This is a genomic window from Streptomyces sp. NPDC021019 (assembly GCF_044333295.1).
GTDB lineage: Bacteria > Actinomycetota > Actinomycetes > Streptomycetales > Streptomycetaceae > Streptomyces.
Genome location: NZ_JBIRQR010000002.1, coordinates 851,899 through 869,437, shown reverse-complemented (window position 1 = coordinate 869,437; position 17,539 = coordinate 851,899). Strand labels below are relative to the sequence as shown.

Annotated in this window: 14 protein-coding genes; 10 read left to right on the top strand and 4 right to left on the bottom strand. The window is 73.1% G+C overall.

Annotated features, from left to right (window positions below):
• Positions 1–441: 441 nt before the first annotated feature.
• The 3 genes from ACH4RG_RS15005 (at position 442) to hemW (ending at position 4,442) form a co-directional block, all read left to right on the top strand.
• Positions 442–924: a DedA family protein gene (locus ACH4RG_RS15005; RefSeq protein ID WP_398160701.1), complete on the top strand. Its 483-nt coding sequence runs from the start codon at positions 442–444 to the stop codon at positions 922–924.
• Between the two features lie 176 nt (positions 925–1,100).
• The gene (locus ACH4RG_RS15000) at positions 1,101–3,131 is read left to right on the top strand and encodes a SpoIIE family protein phosphatase (protein ID WP_397916791.1); all 2,031 of its coding nucleotides are present in this window, start codon (positions 1,101–1,103) and stop codon (positions 3,129–3,131) included.
• Between the two features lie 69 nt (positions 3,132–3,200).
• The gene (hemW, locus tag ACH4RG_RS14995; RefSeq protein ID WP_398160705.1) at positions 3,201–4,442 is read left to right on the top strand and encodes a radical SAM family heme chaperone HemW; all 1,242 of its coding nucleotides are present in this window, start codon (positions 3,201–3,203) and stop codon (positions 4,440–4,442) included.
• Positions 4,443–4,457: 15 nt separating this feature from the next.
• Here hemW and ACH4RG_RS14990 read toward each other — a convergent pair whose 3' ends face one another.
• The 3 genes from ACH4RG_RS14990 to ACH4RG_RS14980 form a co-directional block, all read right to left on the bottom strand.
• Positions 4,458–7,334, bottom strand: coding sequence for an ABC transporter substrate-binding protein (locus tag ACH4RG_RS14990; protein WP_397916789.1), 2,877 nt, complete (start codon positions 7,332–7,334; stop codon positions 4,458–4,460).
• Positions 7,335–7,493: 159 nt separating this feature from the next.
• Positions 7,494–8,312 carry a DUF3097 domain-containing protein gene (locus tag ACH4RG_RS14985; RefSeq protein ID WP_397916788.1) on the bottom strand — a complete coding sequence of 273 codons (819 nt, stop codon included), beginning with the start codon at positions 8,310–8,312 and terminating at the stop codon, positions 7,494–7,496.
• 163 nt (positions 8,313–8,475) lie between these two features.
• Entirely contained in the window at positions 8,476–9,219 is a 744-nt protein-coding gene (locus tag ACH4RG_RS14980) for an MBL fold metallo-hydrolase (protein WP_398539640.1), read from the bottom strand.
• Between the two features lie 163 nt (positions 9,220–9,382).
• Here ACH4RG_RS14980 and hrcA point away from each other — a divergent pair, with 163 nt between their 5' ends.
• The 7 genes from hrcA (at position 9,383) to ACH4RG_RS14945 (ending at position 15,893) form a co-directional block, all read left to right on the top strand.
• Positions 9,383–10,399 (top strand): heat-inducible transcriptional repressor HrcA, encoded by a 1,017-nt coding sequence (gene hrcA, locus ACH4RG_RS14975; protein WP_397916786.1) that lies wholly within the window; start codon positions 9,383–9,385, stop codon positions 10,397–10,399.
• On the top strand, positions 10,400–11,542 hold the full coding sequence (gene dnaJ / locus ACH4RG_RS14970) for a molecular chaperone DnaJ (protein ID WP_397916785.1): 1,143 nt from the start codon (positions 10,400–10,402) through the stop codon (positions 11,540–11,542).
• A 132-nt stretch (positions 11,543–11,674) separates the two neighbouring features.
• The gene (locus tag ACH4RG_RS14965) at positions 11,675–12,748 is read left to right on the top strand and encodes a nitronate monooxygenase (RefSeq protein WP_397928144.1); all 1,074 of its coding nucleotides are present in this window, start codon (positions 11,675–11,677) and stop codon (positions 12,746–12,748) included.
• Positions 12,745–13,491 (top strand): 16S rRNA (uracil(1498)-N(3))-methyltransferase, encoded by a 747-nt coding sequence (locus ACH4RG_RS14960; RefSeq protein WP_397916783.1) that lies wholly within the window; start codon positions 12,745–12,747, stop codon positions 13,489–13,491. Before ACH4RG_RS14965 ends, ACH4RG_RS14960 begins: the two co-directional genes overlap by 4 nt.
• A 91-nt stretch (positions 13,492–13,582) precedes the next feature.
• Positions 13,583–13,942 carry a histidine triad nucleotide-binding protein gene (locus tag ACH4RG_RS14955; protein ID WP_398539639.1) on the top strand — a complete coding sequence of 120 codons (360 nt, stop codon included), beginning with the start codon at positions 13,583–13,585 and terminating at the stop codon, positions 13,940–13,942.
• A 14-nt stretch (positions 13,943–13,956) separates the two neighbouring features.
• Positions 13,957–14,871, top strand: a complete 915-nt coding sequence (locus ACH4RG_RS14950; protein WP_397916781.1) for a ribonuclease Z — start codon at positions 13,957–13,959, stop codon at positions 14,869–14,871.
• 29 nt (positions 14,872–14,900) lie between these two features.
• Complete coding sequence (locus ACH4RG_RS14945) at positions 14,901–15,893, top strand: adenosine deaminase (RefSeq protein ID WP_398539638.1); 993 nt, start codon at positions 14,901–14,903, stop codon at positions 15,891–15,893.
• Here ACH4RG_RS14945 and ACH4RG_RS14940 read toward each other — a convergent pair.
• A complete protein-coding gene (locus tag ACH4RG_RS14940; RefSeq protein ID WP_397916779.1) occupies positions 15,857–17,218 on the bottom strand; it encodes an MFS transporter in 1,362 nt (453 codons plus the stop codon). The two genes, ACH4RG_RS14945 and ACH4RG_RS14940, sit on opposite strands and share 37 nt — an antisense overlap.
• Positions 17,219–17,539 lie beyond the last annotated feature (321 nt).

The following is a 17,539-nucleotide window of genomic DNA, read 5'->3' as shown; positions in this document are numbered from 1 at the left end:
CCCCGTTGGTGAAGAACAGGACGGCTACGGCGGTCCGCGCGTTCCGCCCGGCGCGGGGAGGGCGTGCCTCGATGTCGACGGTCATGCGGAGGACCCCAGCCCCAGAGTGTACGAACGTACACTCTTGCGGGCGAATAATCCCGACCGAGTGGTAAGTATCTTCCTCGGCCGGCGGTGGCCACCGCACCGCGTCCGGGCGGGGGCCACCGCCCCGCGTCCGCCGGGCGAGCATTCGGTTAGGCTGGCCTTCCTTGGTGGGGCTCGAGGCGCGTGGGGCCGGGTTCCGGCGCCACGGCGGAAGACCCGGCGGGCCGAACGGACTCGGGCGGGGCGCGGGTGAGCGTCGACCGGACGCGCGCGTCGTGCGCCCGGTGGGGCGGGACCGCACACGCGGGTGACGGAGAACGCGGGCTTCGGGCCCGCGCGCGAGGTGGGGGCAGTGTGGAGAGGATCGCGCTCGCGGCCGGAGCCCTGTACGTCATCGTCCTCCTCCGCGCCGGAGGGACGTTCGCTGTCGGGTGGCTCGCGGGAGCCGGCGCCCGGCGCGGCAGGTTCGCGGGGCTGACCTCTTCGGCGAAGTTCCGGCGCGCCGAGCGCGCCATTCAGCGGTGGGGCGCGCCGGTGGTCGCCGTCTCCTTCCTGACGGTCGGGTTCCAGACCGCCGTCAACTTCCTCGCGGGCAGCATGCGCATGCCGTTGCCGCGCTACCTTCCCGCTCTGTTCGTGGGCGGCGCGGCCTGGGCGCTGATCTACGCGACCGCGGGGCTCGGCGTGCTGGAGGTCCTGGGAAGGCTCTTCGCCGAGCGGACGGCCCTCGGGGTGTCTGCCGTGGCGGTGCTCCTGCTCGCGGTGGGCGGAGTGGTGGTGTACCGCAGAAGGAGGCCGGCTCCGTCCTCCGGCGACACCGCTGCCGAAGCGTCGTGAATCCGGTCGGCGGAGGTCCGCTCCGCCCTCGATCCGGCTCCGGCCCGCGCGGTGACGCGTTTCCGAAGCGTTGCGTTCGAATCCGCTCGATTTTCTGCCCACTTCGGTAACTCGGTGCTTATGGATGCGGCCGGTCTGTCACTCTGTCGGTGTCGTCGGACCGTAGGAGCCGCACCGTGGCGCCCATTCCCTTGCAGCGGGACACCGTGCAGCGTCCCGGCACCACCCGTGCCGGGCTCGCGCACGGCCCGCGCCTGGCCAGCCGCACCAGCCTGCCCGGCATACCGCTCGCCCCGTCCGCCGCCCGTCGGTTCGTGCGGGCCGCGCTCGCGGAGTGGACCGGGATCGGGGTGCCCGCGGCTGTGGGCTTCAGCGACCGGCTGGCCGACGACGCCGTGACTGTCACCAACGAGCTGGTCACCAACGCCGTGGTGCATGCCGGGACCACCGTCGACCTGGTGCTCAGGCTGGAGGAGGAGGGCGGCGATGAGCCCTCCGCCGCCCTCGTCCTGGAGGTCACCGACCACCACCCGGCCCGCCCGGTGAGCGGCGACGAGCCCGGCGCGGGACCCGGACCGGCCGGGGTGAGCCCCGGGGAGCTGCCCGATCCCGCGGAGTACGGCCGTGGCCTCCAGCTCGTCGCCACCCTCGCCGACTCCTGGGGCATCACCTACCGCACCGGCCTCAAGACCGTCTGGGCCCGCCTCCCCGTCGACGACTGGAGCGCCCCGCCCGCCCCGCCCGACGGGGAGGCCCTCAGGCGCGGCCTGCGCGCCGCCGAGATCCTCGCCCCCGCGGCCAGGCGTACCGAGCGCGACGACGCGGTCTGGGACAGCCGGGGCGCTCCGGCCTTCCTCGCCGAGGCCTCCGACCTGCTCGCCGGGCAGCTCGACGAGGACCTGGTGGCCGCCATAGCCGGTCAGCTCCTGGTGCCCCGGCTGGCGGACTGGTGCGCGATCTGGCTGGAGGCCGAGGGCGGGGGACCGGCCGCCGAACCCCGGCTCGCACGGGTCTGGCACAGCGACGAGACCGGCACCGAGCCCCTGCGCGCCGCCCTGGAGCGGGAGCCCCTCCGTCTCCCGGCCGACGTCGGATCCGGCCCCGTATCCGTATCCGTCCCCGTGCCCTGGCCCGCCCACCCAGCTGAGGAGGTCCGGGAGGGGGACGCGGAGGTCCGGGAGGAGGACGGAGAGGACCCGCGGGACCGGCAGGCCGCTCCCGCGCCGCCCCCGCACCCCGGCGGCCGCGACGGGGCCGCGCTCGCGTTCCGGATCACCGCGGGCGGCCGGGTGCTCGGCACCGTCCTCGTCGGCCGCGAGGGCGTCGCCCGGGTGCCGGAGGCGGTGGCGTCGCTGATCGAGGACTTCGTCCGCCGCCTCGGCCTCGCCGTCGGCGCGGCCCGCGCCTACACCCGCCAGGCCACCATCAGCCGGATCCTCCAGCGCGGCCTGCTCCCCAGCAAGGTCGCCGAGATCCCCGGCGTCACCAGCGCCCTCGTCTACGAACCGAGCGACGACGGGGTGGTCGGCGGAGACTTCTACGACATCTTCGCGTGCCCCGGCGACCGCTGGTGCTTCGTCCTCGGCGACGTCCAGGGCAGCGGCCCCGAGGCCGCCGTCGTCACCGGCCTCGCCCGCCCCTGGCTGCGGCTGCTCTCCCGCGAGGGCTTCGGCGTCGGGGAGGTCCTGGACCGGCTGAACCGGCTGCTCCTCGACGACGCCATGGAGGCCGCCGAGGCCGCCGCCCTGATGGTCGCCGCCGCCGGGGGCCAGCAGCTCCACGACGGCACCCAGTCACGGTTCCTCTCCCTGCTGTACGGGGAGGTCGTGCCGCTCCCCGACGGCGGGGTCCGCTGCACGGTGGCCAGCGCCGGGCACCCCCTGCCGCTGCTGCTGCGCCCCGACGGCTCCGTACGCCCGGCCGCCGAGCCCCAGGTGCTGCTCGGGGTCGTCGAGGACGTGGCGTACGAGAGCCAGGGCTTCGACCTCGCGCCCGGGGACACCCTGCTCTGCGTCACGGACGGGGTGACCGAGCGCCGGTCGGGCCCGCTGATGTTCGACGACGGGGACGGGCTGGCCCGGGTGCTGGCCGGGTGCGCCGGACTGCCCGCCGAGGTGACGGCCGAGCGCATCCGGCGGGCCGTCCACGAGTTCGCCGAGCAGCCCCCCGACGACGACGTGGCCCTGCTGGTCCTGCACGCGCACTGACCCGCACGGACCGGACGGGCCGGCGGGCGGGAAGCCACCCGGTCCGGGGAACTCCCGCGGCGAGCGACAATGGTCGGTATGCCTTCCGTACTGCCCGATGGTGAGCCCGTGCCCGACGACGGGGCGCTGCCCCGCCACGCCCTGGAAGGCGCAGCCGACCGCCCGCTCGGCTTCTACCTGCACGTCCCCTACTGCGCCACCCGCTGCGGCTACTGCGACTTCAACACCTACACCGCCACCGAGCTGCGCGGCTCCGGCGGGGCACTGGCCTCCCGCGACAACTACGCCGCCCACCTGATCGAGGAGGTCCGCCAGGCCCGCAAGGTCCTCGGCGACGACCCCCGCCCGGTGCGCACGGTCTTCGTCGGCGGCGGCACGCCCACCCTGCTGCCCGCCGCCGATCTCGTGCGGATGCTGGCGGCGATCAGGGAGGAGTTCGGGCTCGCGGACGACGCGGAGATCACCACCGAGGCCAATCCGGAGTCCGTCGACCCGGCCTACCTCGCCGCGCTCCGCGAGGGCGGCTTCAACCGGGTCTCCTTCGGCATGCAGAGCGCCAAGCAGCACGTCCTGAAGATCCTGGACCGCACGCACACCCCCGGCCGCCCCGAGGCCTGTGTCGCCGAGGCCCGGGCGGCGGGCTTCGACCACGTCAACCTCGACCTGATCTACGGCACCCCCGGCGAGTCCGACGACGACTGGCGGGCCACCCTGGACGCCGCGATCGGCGCGGGACCCGACCACGTCTCCGCGTACGCCCTGATCGTCGAGGAGGGCACCCAGCTCGCCCGCCGCATCCGGCGCGGCGAGATCCCGATGACCGACGACGACGCGCACGCCGACCGCTACCTCATCGCGGACGAGGCGTTCGCCGCCGCCGGCTTCGACTGGTACGAGGTCTCCAACTGGGCCACCACCGAGGCGGGCCGCTGTCTGCACAACGAGCTGTACTGGCGCGGCGCCGACTGGTGGGGCGCGGGCCCCGGGGCCCACAGCCACGTCGGCGGGGTCCGCTGGTGGAACGTGAAGCACCCCGGCGCGTACGCCCAGGCGCTCTCCGAGGGCCGCTCACCCGGCGCGGGCCGCGAGATCCTCGGCCAGGAGGACCGCCGGGTCGAGCGCATCCTGCTGGAGCTCCGGCTGCGCGAGGGCTGCCCGCTCTCCCTCCTGAAGCCCGACGGCCTCGCCGCCTCCCGTCGCGCCCTGACCGAGGGGCTGCTGGACCCGGAGCCGTACGGGGAGGGCCGCGCGGTCCTCACCCTGCGCGGGCGGCTCCTGGCCGACGCCGTCGTCCGCGACCTCGTCGACTGAACCGGCCGGGGCACCTCACGGCCGGCAGTCCTTGACCGTCAGCGGGGGCGCGACCCCGGCAGGCTTGCCGCAGACCACGGTCCGATCGGCGTTCGGCCTGGGACGGACCACCTTGACGATGTTGAGGCCGTGCACGTTGTCGGAGACCGAGGACCGCGTCCGGCTGAACGAGATCGTCCCCGTCGGCATGTTGTTGAGGTCCACCGTGTGCAGGGTCGCCCAGGTCTCCGCCGCGCTCCGGCGCTGGTCGCCGCGGGCCGCCGCGTCGTACAGGGCGGCCGTCGCGCTGTAGGAGATGACGGTCTGCCCGCTGGCGAACAGGCCGTCCTCGTACGCCGGACCCCCCGACGCCAGCGCGGTGACCTCCCCCTCGGGGTGCAGCGCCCGCAGCGTGCGGTACGCGTCCCCGTAGAAACCGAGGTTCTTTCCCCGGTCCAGCGGAGCGAGCGAGCTGTGGTAGAGCGTGACGTTGGCCGCGATGGACGTGCTGGCGGCGAACGTCCCCTTCGTCAGATCGTCCCCGGTGAACACCGTCATCCGACGGTCCGAGCACCCGGTGGTCACCGACAGGCCCCGCATCAGCGTCGGTACGTCCTCGACCCGCCCCGCGAAGTACAGCGCGTCGGGGACCCGCTCGGCCCGGCAGATGGTCGTCAGCGGGGCGTTCAGGCTCGCCCCGCCCGGCAGGTCGTACGGCACGTCCTTGCCCAGATCGAAGCCCGCGTCGTGCAGCATCTGCCGGCCCGCGTCCCGCTGCTCGGCGGTGTACCGGTCCAGGTCCCCGTTGCGGTCCTCGCGCGACAGCACGAGCGCGTGCGGACGGTCGAGGTCCTTCGCGATCTGCCGGGCGACCAGCCCCAGCGCGTGCGTCTGCTCCTCGTCCGTCGCCGCGAGGCCGAAGTAGTTGGGGAACTCGCGGGGCAGGTCGCTGCTGGAGTTCGTGGTGTTCACCACCGGCAGCCCGGCCTCGCGCAGCAGCTTCACCGCGTCGTCGCTCTCGTCGGTGTTGCGGCCGAGACCGACCACCCCGACCACCGTCGGATCCCGCCGGGCCACCTCGATGATCTTCCGCACGGCGGTGAGCTGCCGCAGCATGTCCTCGCCGCCGTTCGCGGTCAGCACCCGCAGCTTCACCGACCGGCGCACGGTCTTGTTCACCTCCCGCTGCTGGAGATAGACGCCGGTCAGCTCCTCCAGGCCCTTGCGGGTCTCCTCCCGGTCCTTCCCCGTGGCGGTGAGCGGACCGGCGTACACGACCGTCACGTACGTGTCGTCCGGTTCGATGTCGTCGTTCTCGTCCCGGATCGCCTGCTCGATCCGCTCGAAGGTGATGCCCTCCCCGGCCCCGTTCAGATCCAGGTCGTTGCCCCGCGCGAAGCGCACCTCGGGGGCGGTCGCCACCCCCACGCACTCCCGGTCGTCCCCCTTCCCGGCCCAGATCGCGTCCGTGTTCCGGTCGGTCAGCGGCCCGTGGCAGTACGTGTCGCGCCAGTGCCCGGCCCACAGGAACGCCCCCAGCAGACTTCCCACGACGAGCACGGCGATGCTCGCCCGCGACATCACCCACCACGCCCAGGTCCGCCGCACCCGGTGGGTGACGAGCTGCGCGTGCGCGTGCTCGTGGGTCAGCTTCTCGGTGGACAGCGGCAGCAGCAGCACCCACGCCAGGGTCGCCGCCGCCCCCGGCGACTGGCCCAGACTCAGATCGTCGACCCAGCGCTCGTAGCGGGCCCGCGCCCCGGACGAACCGGACGGCGCACCGGGCCCCGGCCGCTCCGGGGGCAGCGGCGGCGTGTGCCGCATGATCTCGGGGGCCTGGAGCGAGGCGAGCAGCAGCAGCGGATCCACCTCGCTGCGCCGCGACCGTACGCTGTTGATCGCGTTGATCAGCAGGATGCCGCCGTTGTCCTGGGTCGCCCGGGGCAGGAACACCACCGGCGGGACCGTGCGCTTGCTGCGCCGCCAGTCCAGGGAGTGCGGGCGGTAGTTGTGCCGCAGATCCTCCAGCAGCGCCTGCACCCGCAGCTCCAGATGGAACTGGCGCGCGTACTCGTCGCCCGCCCCCGCGTCCGCCACCCGCTCCGCGACCGCCGCCGCCCGCGCCCGGATCACCCGCCACGAACCGCTCGGCGACAGCCACGACCAGCCGTCCGACGGATAGCCGGTGCTGGAGGCGGCCAGGGACGAGGTGGTGGCGAACCACCGGCTGGCCCGGCGCAGCCACAGCAGCGGCGGCGCGGCCCGGCTCGCCAGGCCGACCACGGCGAGCCCGATCAGCGCGACGGCCGCCACCAGGGCCGTCAGCAGCCAGTCGATCTCCCCGAGCAACACGCTGAGCAGGGCGATGAAGAGCGCGCCGACGAACGTCTCGGGCCGCACCGACCGCCGCAGCGAGGCCCACCGGGTGCCCCCGCGCGGCCGGCCGGACCGCCAGCGCAGCCGGCTCAGCTGCTCCAGGATCCGTTCCTCGCGCACCTCGGAGGTGTTCCCGTCGGACTGCTCGACCACCGTCGCGGTGGCCTGCTCGATCGCCCCGAGCAGCCGGGAGCGGGGAAAGGCGAACGTCTTGTACTGGGTGTTCTCACGGGTCTCCCACGGCTTCTCGGAGAGCGTGCGCACCATGGCGAGCGCCGCCTCGTACGGGGTCGCCCCCTCGCCGTCCAGCAGCCGCACCGGCACCCGGCGCAACTCGTTGGCCCGGTGCACCTGGTGCACGAGCTGCTCCACCCGCGCGTCGATCTCCGGCCCGGCCCCGGCGTCCGCCGCCTGGACCACCACGAGCGGCATCACCGGCCGGTTGACCCGGTACCGGTCGATCAGCTGCTGTATCAGGTGGAAGACGGCCGAGGCCGCCTCGTTGTCCGCACTGTCCCGCCAGACCTCGCGCGCCATCGGTTCCCGTCCTTCCCCCGTGAGCCCTTCGGCCCGTGAACCGCCTGCCTGTTTCTCCCCTCAATAACCGATGGTGCGTGTGGGACGCAGGCATTCATAGGGATCGGTACGAGATACTCTTCGACAGTCCTGCAACAGGCCGGAACCAAGCCCCGGACATCAGTCCGGAAGAGTGACGAAGTCGATCAATTCCTCCACCCGGCCCAGCAGTTGGGGCTCAAGGTCCTTGTAGCTGCGGACCTTGGACAGGATGTGCTGCCAGGCCGCCCCGGTGTTCGGGGGCCACCCCAGCGCCCGGCACACGCCCGTCTTCCAGTCCTGCCCCCTCGGCACCACCGGCCAGGCGTCGATCCCCACCGAGGACGGTTTCACCGCCTCCCACACGTCGATGTACGGGTGCCCCACCACCAGCACGTGGTCCCCGGTCACCCGCTCGGCGATCCGGGACTCCTTGGAGCCGGGCACCAGATGGTCCACCAGCACCCCCAGCCGGGCGTCCGGCCCCGGCGCGAACTCCCCGACGATCGCCGGCAGGTCGTCCACCCCCTCCAGGTACTCCACGACCACGCCCTCGATGCGCAGGTCGTCGCCCCACACCCGCTCCACCAGCTCCGCGTCGTGCCGGCCCTCCACGTAGATCCGCCCGGCCCGCGCCACCCGGGCCCGCGCCCCGGGCACCGCCACCGAACCGGAGGCCGTACGGGTGGGACGCACCGGCCCGCCGGGGCCCGGGCGCACCAGCGTGACGACCCTGCCCTCCAGCAGGAAGCCGCGCGGCTCCATCGGGAACACCCGGTGCTTGCCGAAGCGGTCCTCCAGGGTCACCGTCGGCCCCTGGGCCGTCTTCTCGCAGCGGATCACCGCCCCGCAGAAGCCGGTGGAGACCTCCTCCACGACCAGATCGGGCTCGGCGGGCACCTCGGGCACGGGGGCGGACCGCTTCCACGGCGGGGTCAGGTCCGGCTGGTAGCTGCGCATGGCACGACGATATTCGCCCGAACCGCCGACGGGCGCCGGAGACCCGGCCGTGACCGGCGGGACACCCGGTAACGGCCCTGGACCACGCCGGAACGTTCCGGTGTGGCGGTGAGACCCGAGCACCTCGGAACGTTCCTATGTGATGCAGGGTCCTCATCGGGGCTCACCCCTCGTCGAGGTCCACCTCGAACCGCTCCGCCAGCCACGCCCGCTGCGCCCGCACGAACGCCGCGTCCACCACCGCCCCGTGCCCCGGCACGTACAGCGCGTCCTCGCCGCCCAGCGCCAGCAGCCTCCCCAGCGCGGCCGGCCAGCGCGAGGCGATCGCGTCCCGGCCCGCCTGCGGCTCGCCCGACTCCTCGACCAGATCACCGCAGAACACCACCGGAGGCTCCCCGGCCGTGCCCGGCACCAGCGCCGCGAGGTCATGGCCGCTGTGCCCGGGGCCCACGTTCGCCAGCAGCACCTGACGGCCGCCGCCCAGGTCGAGCGTCCAGTCGCCGCACACCTCGTGGTGCGGGACCACCAGCGTGTCCACCGACCGGGCCGCCTCGCCCTCCGGCACCCCGTGGCGCACCGCCGAGGCGCGCAGGCCCTCCGCCCCGCCGCGCAACAGGGCCGCGACGCCCACCGCCCCGTACACCTGGGCCCCGGCGAACGCGGCGGTGCCCAGCACATGATCGAAGTGCGGGTGGCTCAGTGCGATATGCGTCACTCTCCGCCCGAGCAGCGCCTCGGCCTGCCGTCGCAGCTCGACGCCCTCGCGCAGCGTGGCGCCGGTGTCGTACAGCAACGCGCAGTCCTCCCCGGCGACCAGCGCGGCGGTGGCGTCCCAGCCGGGGAGGCGCCGCCTGCCGATACCGTTGCCCAACCGCTCCCAGCCGAAGTCTTCCCAAGCGACGTCCATACCACGACGCTAGCGGCAACGACCTGCGCGGTCTCGCGGGAGCGGGCCGGTCGCCCTTGCCCCGGCCCCACCCCACCCCCGTACACTGACCGCGGGGATTGTTGGCACTCGAACGCACCGAGTGCCAGACAGACACCGAGAGACACAGCTGGAGGTGTGCGCGATGCTGAGCGAACGCAGACTCGAAGTGCTGCGCGCCATCGTCCAGGACTACGTCGGCACCGAGGAGCCCGTCGGCTCCAAGGCGCTGACCGAGCGGCACCGGCTGGGGGTCTCACCGGCCACCGTCCGCAACGACATGGCGGTGCTGGAGGACGAGGGCTTCATCGCCCAGCCGCACACGAGCGCGGGACGCATCCCGACCGACAAGGGGTACCGCCTCTTCGTCGACAGACTCGCGGGCGTCAAGCCGCTGTCCTCGCCCGAGCGGCGGGCCATCCAGAACTTCCTCGACGGCGCGGTCGACCTCGACGACGTGGTCGGCCGGACGGTGCGGCTGCTCGCGCAGCTGACCCGCCAGGTCGCCGTCGTGCAGTACCCCTCGCTGACCCGCTCGACGGTGCGGCACGTGGAACTGCTGGCGCTCGCCCCCGCCCGGCTGATGCTCGTCCTGATCACGGACACCGGCCGGGTCGAACAGCGTATGATCGACTGTCCTGCGCCGTTCGGCGAGACATCGCTGGCGGATCTGCGGGCCCGGCTCAACAGCCGGGTCGTCGGACGCCGCTTCTCGGATGTCCCGCAACTGGTGCAGGAGCTGCCGGAATCCTTCGACAGCGAGGACCGCGGGACGGTTTCCACGGTCCTTTCCACCCTCCTCGAAACACTGGTCGAGGAGACGGAGGAGCGGCTGATGATCGGCGGCACCTCCAACCTCACCCGCTTCGGACACGACTTCCCGGTGATGATCCGGCCGGTGCTGGAAGCACTGGAGGAACAGGTCGTCCTGCTGAAGCTGCTCGGTGAGGCCACGGACTCCGGCATGACCGTACGGATCGGGCACGAGAACGCCCACGAGGGGCTCAACTCCACGTCCGTCGTCGCGGTCGGCTACGGTTCGGGCGACGAGGCAGTCGCCAAACTCGGCGTGGTCGGACCGACCCGCATGGACTACCCCGGAACGATGGGAGCGGTACGCGCAGTGGCACGTTACGTCGGACAGATCCTGGCGGAGTCGTAAGTGGCCACGGACTACTACGCCGTACTCGGCGTGCGCCGCGACGCATCTCAGGACGAGATCAAGAAGGCATTCCGTCGGCTCGCACGCGAGCTGCACCCGGATGTCAACCCGGACCCGAAGACCCAGGAGCGGTTCAAGGAGATCAACGCCGCTTACGAGGTGCTCTCGGACCCGCAGAAGAAGCAGGTCTACGACCTCGGCGGCGACCCGCTCTCCGCCGGTGGCGGCGGCGGTGGCGGCGCGGGAGGTTTCGGAGCCGGCGGCTTCGGCAACTTCTCCGACATCATGGACGCGTTCTTCGGCAACGCCGCGCAGCGCGGACCCCGTTCGCGGACCCGCAGGGGCCAGGACGCCATGATCCGGCTGGAGATCGACCTCAACGAGGCGGCCTTCGGCACCACCAAGGACATCCAGGTCGACACGGCCGTCGTCTGCAACACGTGCAGCGGCGAGGGCGCGGCCCCCGGCACCTCCGCCCAGACCTGTGACATGTGTCGCGGTCGCGGCGAGGTCTCGCAGGTCACCCGGTCCTTCCTGGGCCAGGTCATGACCTCGCGGCCCTGCCCGCAGTGCCAGGGGTTCGGCACGGTCGTGCCCACCCCGTGCCCGGAGTGCGCCGGCGACGGCCGCATCCGCTCGCGGCGCACCCTGACCGTGAAGATCCCCGCGGGCGTCGACAACGGCACCCGTATCCAACTGGCCGGCGAGGGCGAGGTCGGCCCCGGCGGCGGCCCGCCCGGCGATCTGTACGTGGAGATCCACGAGCTGCCGCACGCCGTGTTCCAGCGGCGCGGCGACGATCTGCACTGCACGGTCACCGTCCCCATGACGGCCGCCGCCCTCGGCACCAAGTGTCCGCTGGAGACCCTGGACGGCCTGGAGGACATCGACATCAGGCCCGGCACCCAGTCCGGCCAGTCCGTGCCCCTGCACGGGCGCGGCATCACACATCTGCGCGGCGGCGGCCGGGGCGACCTGATCGTGCACGTCGAGGTGATGACCCCGTCCAAGCTCGACGCGGAACAGGAGCGGCTGCTGCGGGAGCTGTCCAAGCTGCGCGGCGAGGAGCGGCCCCTCGGCCAGTTTCAGCCAGGTCAGCAAGGGCTCTTCTCCCGGCTGAAGGACGCGTTCAACGGCCGCTGAGCCGCTTTCCGCCTTTCACCGCACCGCCCGCCGGTCCCGAACCGGCGGGCGGTGTGGCGTGCGGCGGCAGAACCGGTCACGGCGCCGCTGGCTGATTCGGCCCCGTTGCACAGGACATGGCACGATGCGGTCATGTCCTCCGAGTTGACCGATCTCTGCCGGTATCCGATCGTGCAGGCCCCCATGGCGGGCGGCACGTCCGGGCCCCAGCTCGCCGGGGCCGTCGCCGAGGCCGGCGGGCTCGGATTCCTGGCCGCCGGGTACAAAACGGCGGACGGGATGTACAACGAGATCAAGCAGCTGCGCCGGCTCACCGCCGGACCGTTCGGCGTCAACCTCTTCATGCCGCAGCCCGCGCTCGCCGACCCCAGCGCCGTCGAGGTCTACCGTCACCAGCTCGCCGGCGAGGCCGCCTGGTACGAGACCCCGCTCGGAGACCCGGACAGCGGCGGCGACGACGGCTACGAGGCGAAGGTCGCGATCCTGCTGGAGGACCCCGTACCGGTGGTCTCCTTCACCTTCGGCTGCCCGACCCGCGACACCCTGGACGCCTTCGCCAGGGCCGGGACGCACACCATCGTCACGGTCACCTCCGCCGAGGAGGCCCAGAGCGCCCAGTGGGCGGGCGCCGACACCGTCTGCGTCCAGGGTGTCGAGGCGGGCGGCCACCAGTCCACCCACCGCGACGACCCGCAGCTCGACCAGACGGGCACCGGGCTGCTCTCCCTCATCACCCAGGTCCGCGAGACCGTGCAGATCCCGATCATCGCCGCCGGCGGCCTGATGCGCGGCGCGCAGATCGCCGCCGTCCTCGCGGCGGGCGCGGACGCCGCCCAGCTAGGCACCGCCTTCCTGGTCTGCCCCGAGTCCGGGGCGCACCCGCTGCACAAGCAGGCCCTGACCAACCCGCTGTTCGTCCGCACCGAGCTGACCCGTGCCTTCTCCGGGCGGCCCGCCCGCGGCCTGGTCAACCGCTTCGTCCGTGAGCACGGCCCCTACGCCCCCGCCGCCTACCCCCAGGTCCACTACGTCACCAGCGGGCTGCGCCAGGCCGCCGCCAAGGCCGGGGACGCCCAGGGCATGGCCCTGTGGGCCGGGCAGGGCCACCGGATGGCCCGGGAACTGCCCGCCGGTGAGCTCATCGAGCTGCTCGCCGCCGAACTGGAGGCCGCCCGGTCGGCCCTGAGCATGAGGAGCCCCCGGTGACCGCACCGGTCTTCGTCGTCGAGCAGATGCCCCGCGGGCCGGAGTTCGTCCTGGACGGACCCGAAGGACGGCACGCCGTCTCCGTGAAGCGGCTTCAGCCCGGCGAGGACGTCGTCCTCACCGACGGACTCGGCCACTGGGCGGAGGGCGTCGTCCACGCCGCCGAGGGCAAGGACCGGCTCACGGTCGCCCGCCTCGACACCCTCCACGAGGAGCCCGCGCCCGCCCCGCGCATCACCGTCGTCCAGGCGCTCCCCAAGGGCGACCGGGGCGAGCTGGCCGTCGAGACGATGACCGAGACCGGCGTCGACGCGATCGTGCCCTGGCAGGCGGCCCGCTGCATCACCCAGTGGAAGGGCGACCGGGGAGCCAAGGCCCTGTCGAAGTGGCGCAACACGGCGAGGGAGGCGGGGAAGCAGTCCCGCCGGGTGCGCTTCCCCGAGGTGGCCGAGGCCATGACGACCAAGCAGGTCGCCGCCCTGCTCGCCGCCGCCGACTTCGCCGGGGTCCTCCACGAGGACCGCGACCACGACAGCACCCCCCTGGCCACCGCCGAACTCCCCGCCGGCGGCTCGATCGTGCTCGTCGTCGGACCGGAAGGCGGCGTCTCCCCGCAGGAGCTGACCGCCTTCGCCGAGGCGGGCGCCCGCCCCTACCGGCTCGGCCGCAGCGTGCTGCGCACCTCCACCGCCGGGACCGCCGCGACCGCGCTGCTGCTGGGGCGTACGGGGCGCTGGGGCTGAACAGGGTCCGGAGGGCCGGGGATAGCATGCCCCTGTACTGATCACCTGATCCCCTGTACCGACTCACCAGCGAACGAGGAGGCCCGGCGCCATGGCGGGAGAGCCGCAGTCCGACTGCCTGTTCTGCAAGATCGTCTCGGGAGACGTCCCGGCGACCATCGTCCGCGAGAGCGAGACCACCGTCGCCTTCCGCGACATCAATCCGCAGGCCCCGACCCATGTCCTGGTCATCCCGAAGGCCCACTACCCGGACGCCGCCTCCCTCGCCGCCGCCGAACCGCTCATCGCCGCGGACGTCCTGCGCGAGGCCGGGGAGGTCGCCGCCGAGGAGAAGGTCGACGGCATCGGCTACCGGATCATCCTCAACACGGGCTCCGGCGCCGGCCAGACCGTCTTCCACGCCCACGCACACGTCCTGGGCGGCCGCGGCCTCCAGTGGCCCCCCGGATAACGGACCCCCCGACCATGTCCGTACGCGAGCTGGTGGTGCTCGGCACCGCCAGCCAGGTCCCGACCCGGCACCGCAACCACAACGGCTATCTGCTGCGCTGGGACGGCGAGGGCATCCTCTTCGACCCCGGCGAGGGCACCCAGCGGCAGATGCTGCGGGCCGGGGTCGCCGCGCACGACATCGACCGGATCTGCGTCACCCACTTCCACGGCGACCACTCCCTCGGGCTCGCCGGGGTGATCCAGCGGATCAACCTCGACCAGGTGCCGCACCCGGTGACCGCGCACTACCCGGCGAGCGGGCAGCACTTCTTCGACCGGCTGCGGTACGCCACCGCCTACCGCGAGACCGTCGAGCTGAACCAGGCCCCGGTCGCCGGGACCGGCCCAGTCCTCGCCACCACCCCCGCGTACACCCTGGACAGCGCGAAGCTCTCGCACCCCGTCGAGTCGTACGGCTACCGCCTCACCGAGCCCGACACCCGGCGCATGCTGCCCGCCCTGCTGAAGGAACACTCCATCGCCGGACCGGACGTGGGCCGCCTCCAGCGCGACGGCGTGCTCGGCGGCGTCACACTGGAGCAGGTCTCCGAGGAACGGCGCGGGCAGCGGTTCGCGTTCGTCATGGACACCCGGCTCTGCGACGGGGTGTACGCGCTCGCCGAGGGCTGCGACCTGCTCGTCATCGAGTCGACCTTCCTCGACGAGGACGAGAAGCTGGCCGTCGACCACGGGCACCTGACCGCCGGACAGGCCGCCCGGGTGGCCAAGGAGTCGGGCGTACGCCATCTCGTGCTCACCCACTTCTCCCAGCGCTACGACGACCCCGAACTCTTCGGGGCCCAGGCCCGCGCCGCCGGGTTCGACGGCGAACTCACCGTCGCCAAGGACCTGATCCGGATCCCGGTCCCCACCCGCCACCACCCCTGATCCGCCCCCACCCCTGTTTGCGAGACACCGTGCACCTCCCCAAGGCAGAACTCCACCTCCACATCGAAGGAACCCTCGAACCCGAGCTGGCCTTCGCCCTCGCGGAGCGCAACGGGGTGGCCCTGCCCTACGCCACCACCGACGAACTGCGCGCCGCCTACCGGTTCGAGGACCTCCAGTCCTTCCTGGACCTGTACTACGCGCTGATGGCCGTCCTGCGCACCGAGGACGACTTCGCCGAACTCGTCGACGCCTACCTCGCCCGCGCGGCGGCCCAGGGCGTCCGGCACGCCGAGATCTTCTTCGACCCGCAGGCCCACACCGCCCGGGGCGTCCCGATCGGCACCGTCATCGAGGGGATCGGCCGGGCCCTGGAGCGCGGCGAGGAGAAGCACGGCGTCTCCACCCAGCTGATCATGTGCTTCCTGCGCGACCTGTCCGCCGAATCGGCCCTCGGCACCCTGGAAGCGGCGAAGCCTTATCTCCACCGGATCAGCGCGATCGGCCTGGACTCCGCCGAGGTCGGCCACCCGCCCGCCAAGTTCCGCGAGGTCTACGACGCGGCCACCGCCCTCGGCCTGCGCAAGGTGGCCCACGCGGGCGAGGAGGGCCCGCCGGAGTACATCAGGGAGGCCCTGGACGTCCTCGGCGTCGAGCGTATCGACCACGGACTGCGCTGCCTGGAGGACCCGGAGCTGGTGGAGCGGCTGGTCGCCGAACGGGTGCCGCTCACGCTCTGCCCGCTGTCCAACGTGAGGCTGCGCACGGTCGACACGCTCGCGGACCACCCCCTGCCGGCGATGCTGGCCGCCGGACTCCACTGCACGGTGAACTCCGACGACCCCGCCTACTTCGGCGGGTACGCCGGGGACAACTTCGACGCCGTCCGCGACGCCCTCGCCCTGGAGTCGGAGCAGCTGCGCACCCTGGCCCGCAACTCCTTCGAGGCGGCCTTCCTCGACCACGACGAGGAGCGCAGGGCGCGCTACCTGTCGGAGGTCGAGGCGTACGCGTTCGACTGACCGGAACCGCCGTCCGGACCGGCCGTCCGGATCGCGCTGCGCACCAGCCGCCTGCGCCGCAGGGCCGGCACCCGCAGCTCCGTGACGGCCTGCTCGGGTGAGCCGAGCTTCGGCACCGCGCCGGACAGGCTTCCGGTGGTGGCGGCGAGCAGGGCGGCCGGGGCGCCACCGCGACGACGCACCGAGCCGGGCACCAGCGGACGGCCGCCGGTGTGCAGCGCCACAGCGGTCACCGGGGCGGCGACGAGCAGGGTGGCCGCCCCCAGGATCAGCCCCATCGTCGGATAGCCGGCCTCGGTGGAGAGCACGCTGCCCAGCAGCGGGCCGCAGGCCACCCCCACGGAGGAGGCGGAGCCCGCCAGCACCGCCCAGCGGCCGCGCACGTCCAGGGAGGCGGCAAGACCGATGAGGTAGGAGAGGACCACCGGGTAGAAGGTGTTCCACACGATCTCTCCGGTCGCGAACGATCCGAGATCCCGGGCCGATGAGCTGAGCACGATGCTCGCCGCGATGACCAGGGTCCCCAGCCCGATCGGCACCGCCCGGCCGAGCCGCGCGCCGAGGATCCCCGCGCCCGTCACACCGAGCAGCCCCGCGCCGAGCGCGGCGGCGAACACCGCGCCGACGGTGACCTCGGACAGCCCCACCTGGACCACGCCGATGCGACTGCTCACACCCCACAGCGCGTTCTGCGCCATCGACCAGACGAGCATGCCGCCCGCCAGGACGAGCCCGGAGCGGCGGTGCGGGAGCCGGCCGGTGACCGGGGAGGCCGACTCCTCCGCCGTCGTCGCACCGCCGAGCCGGGCGGTCGCGGGCCAGACGAGCAGGGCGACCAGGGCGATCGCGGCGAACGGAAGCCGGTGGCCGCCGCCCAGGTGGGGGATGGTCAGGTAGAGGACGCCCGCGGTGGCGGACACGGTGAGCAGCCCGAGCGAGGACGTCCGGTGCGGGTCGCGCCGGGCGGCGATCCCGGCCGCGGCGACCGCCGTCGCCGTGCCGGACCCGAAACCGCCGACCACCACGCCGAGCACCACCAGCGGTACGGACGCGGCGAGCGCGGCGCCCCCGTAACCGATGGCGGCCAGCACCAGTCCGAGGCGGGCCGGGGTGCGCGCCCCGTACCGCTCGACCCGGCCCGCCAGGGAGAAGCCGGCACCGGCCGAGCTGAGCAGCAGGGCGCTGCCGACCAGGCCGGCCTGGGCGGGACTCAGCCCCAGCTGGGCGCTGAGCCGGCCGACGATCGTGGGGAGCAGGTAGGAGGCGAGGTAACCGGCGGTGAACACGGCCACCAGGGGCCACGCGGCACCAGGGCGCGAGGACATGGGCGTTCCTGAAGACATGCCTGAGCAGGCAGAGGGAGGGGGGAGGGTGGAGCGGGGCACAGCGGAGCGAGCTGCGCATGCGAAGGCAGGCGACGGCACGCGGGTACGACAGGGGTTTACAGCGAAATGCTGAGATATGCGGCTCTCGTCGGAGAAGGTCCCCCGAAGGTGCTCGCGGGGCAATTTGTATCAAGCGCTTCCAGCTCCCCGGAAGTCGCCCCGCTGTGATCTGGACCACTTATGTGTTTATGCAGGCCGAACCCGGGTATTAGCGCATGTTTATGCAGGTCAGGCGTACTGCGAACACATGGGCGTGGACAC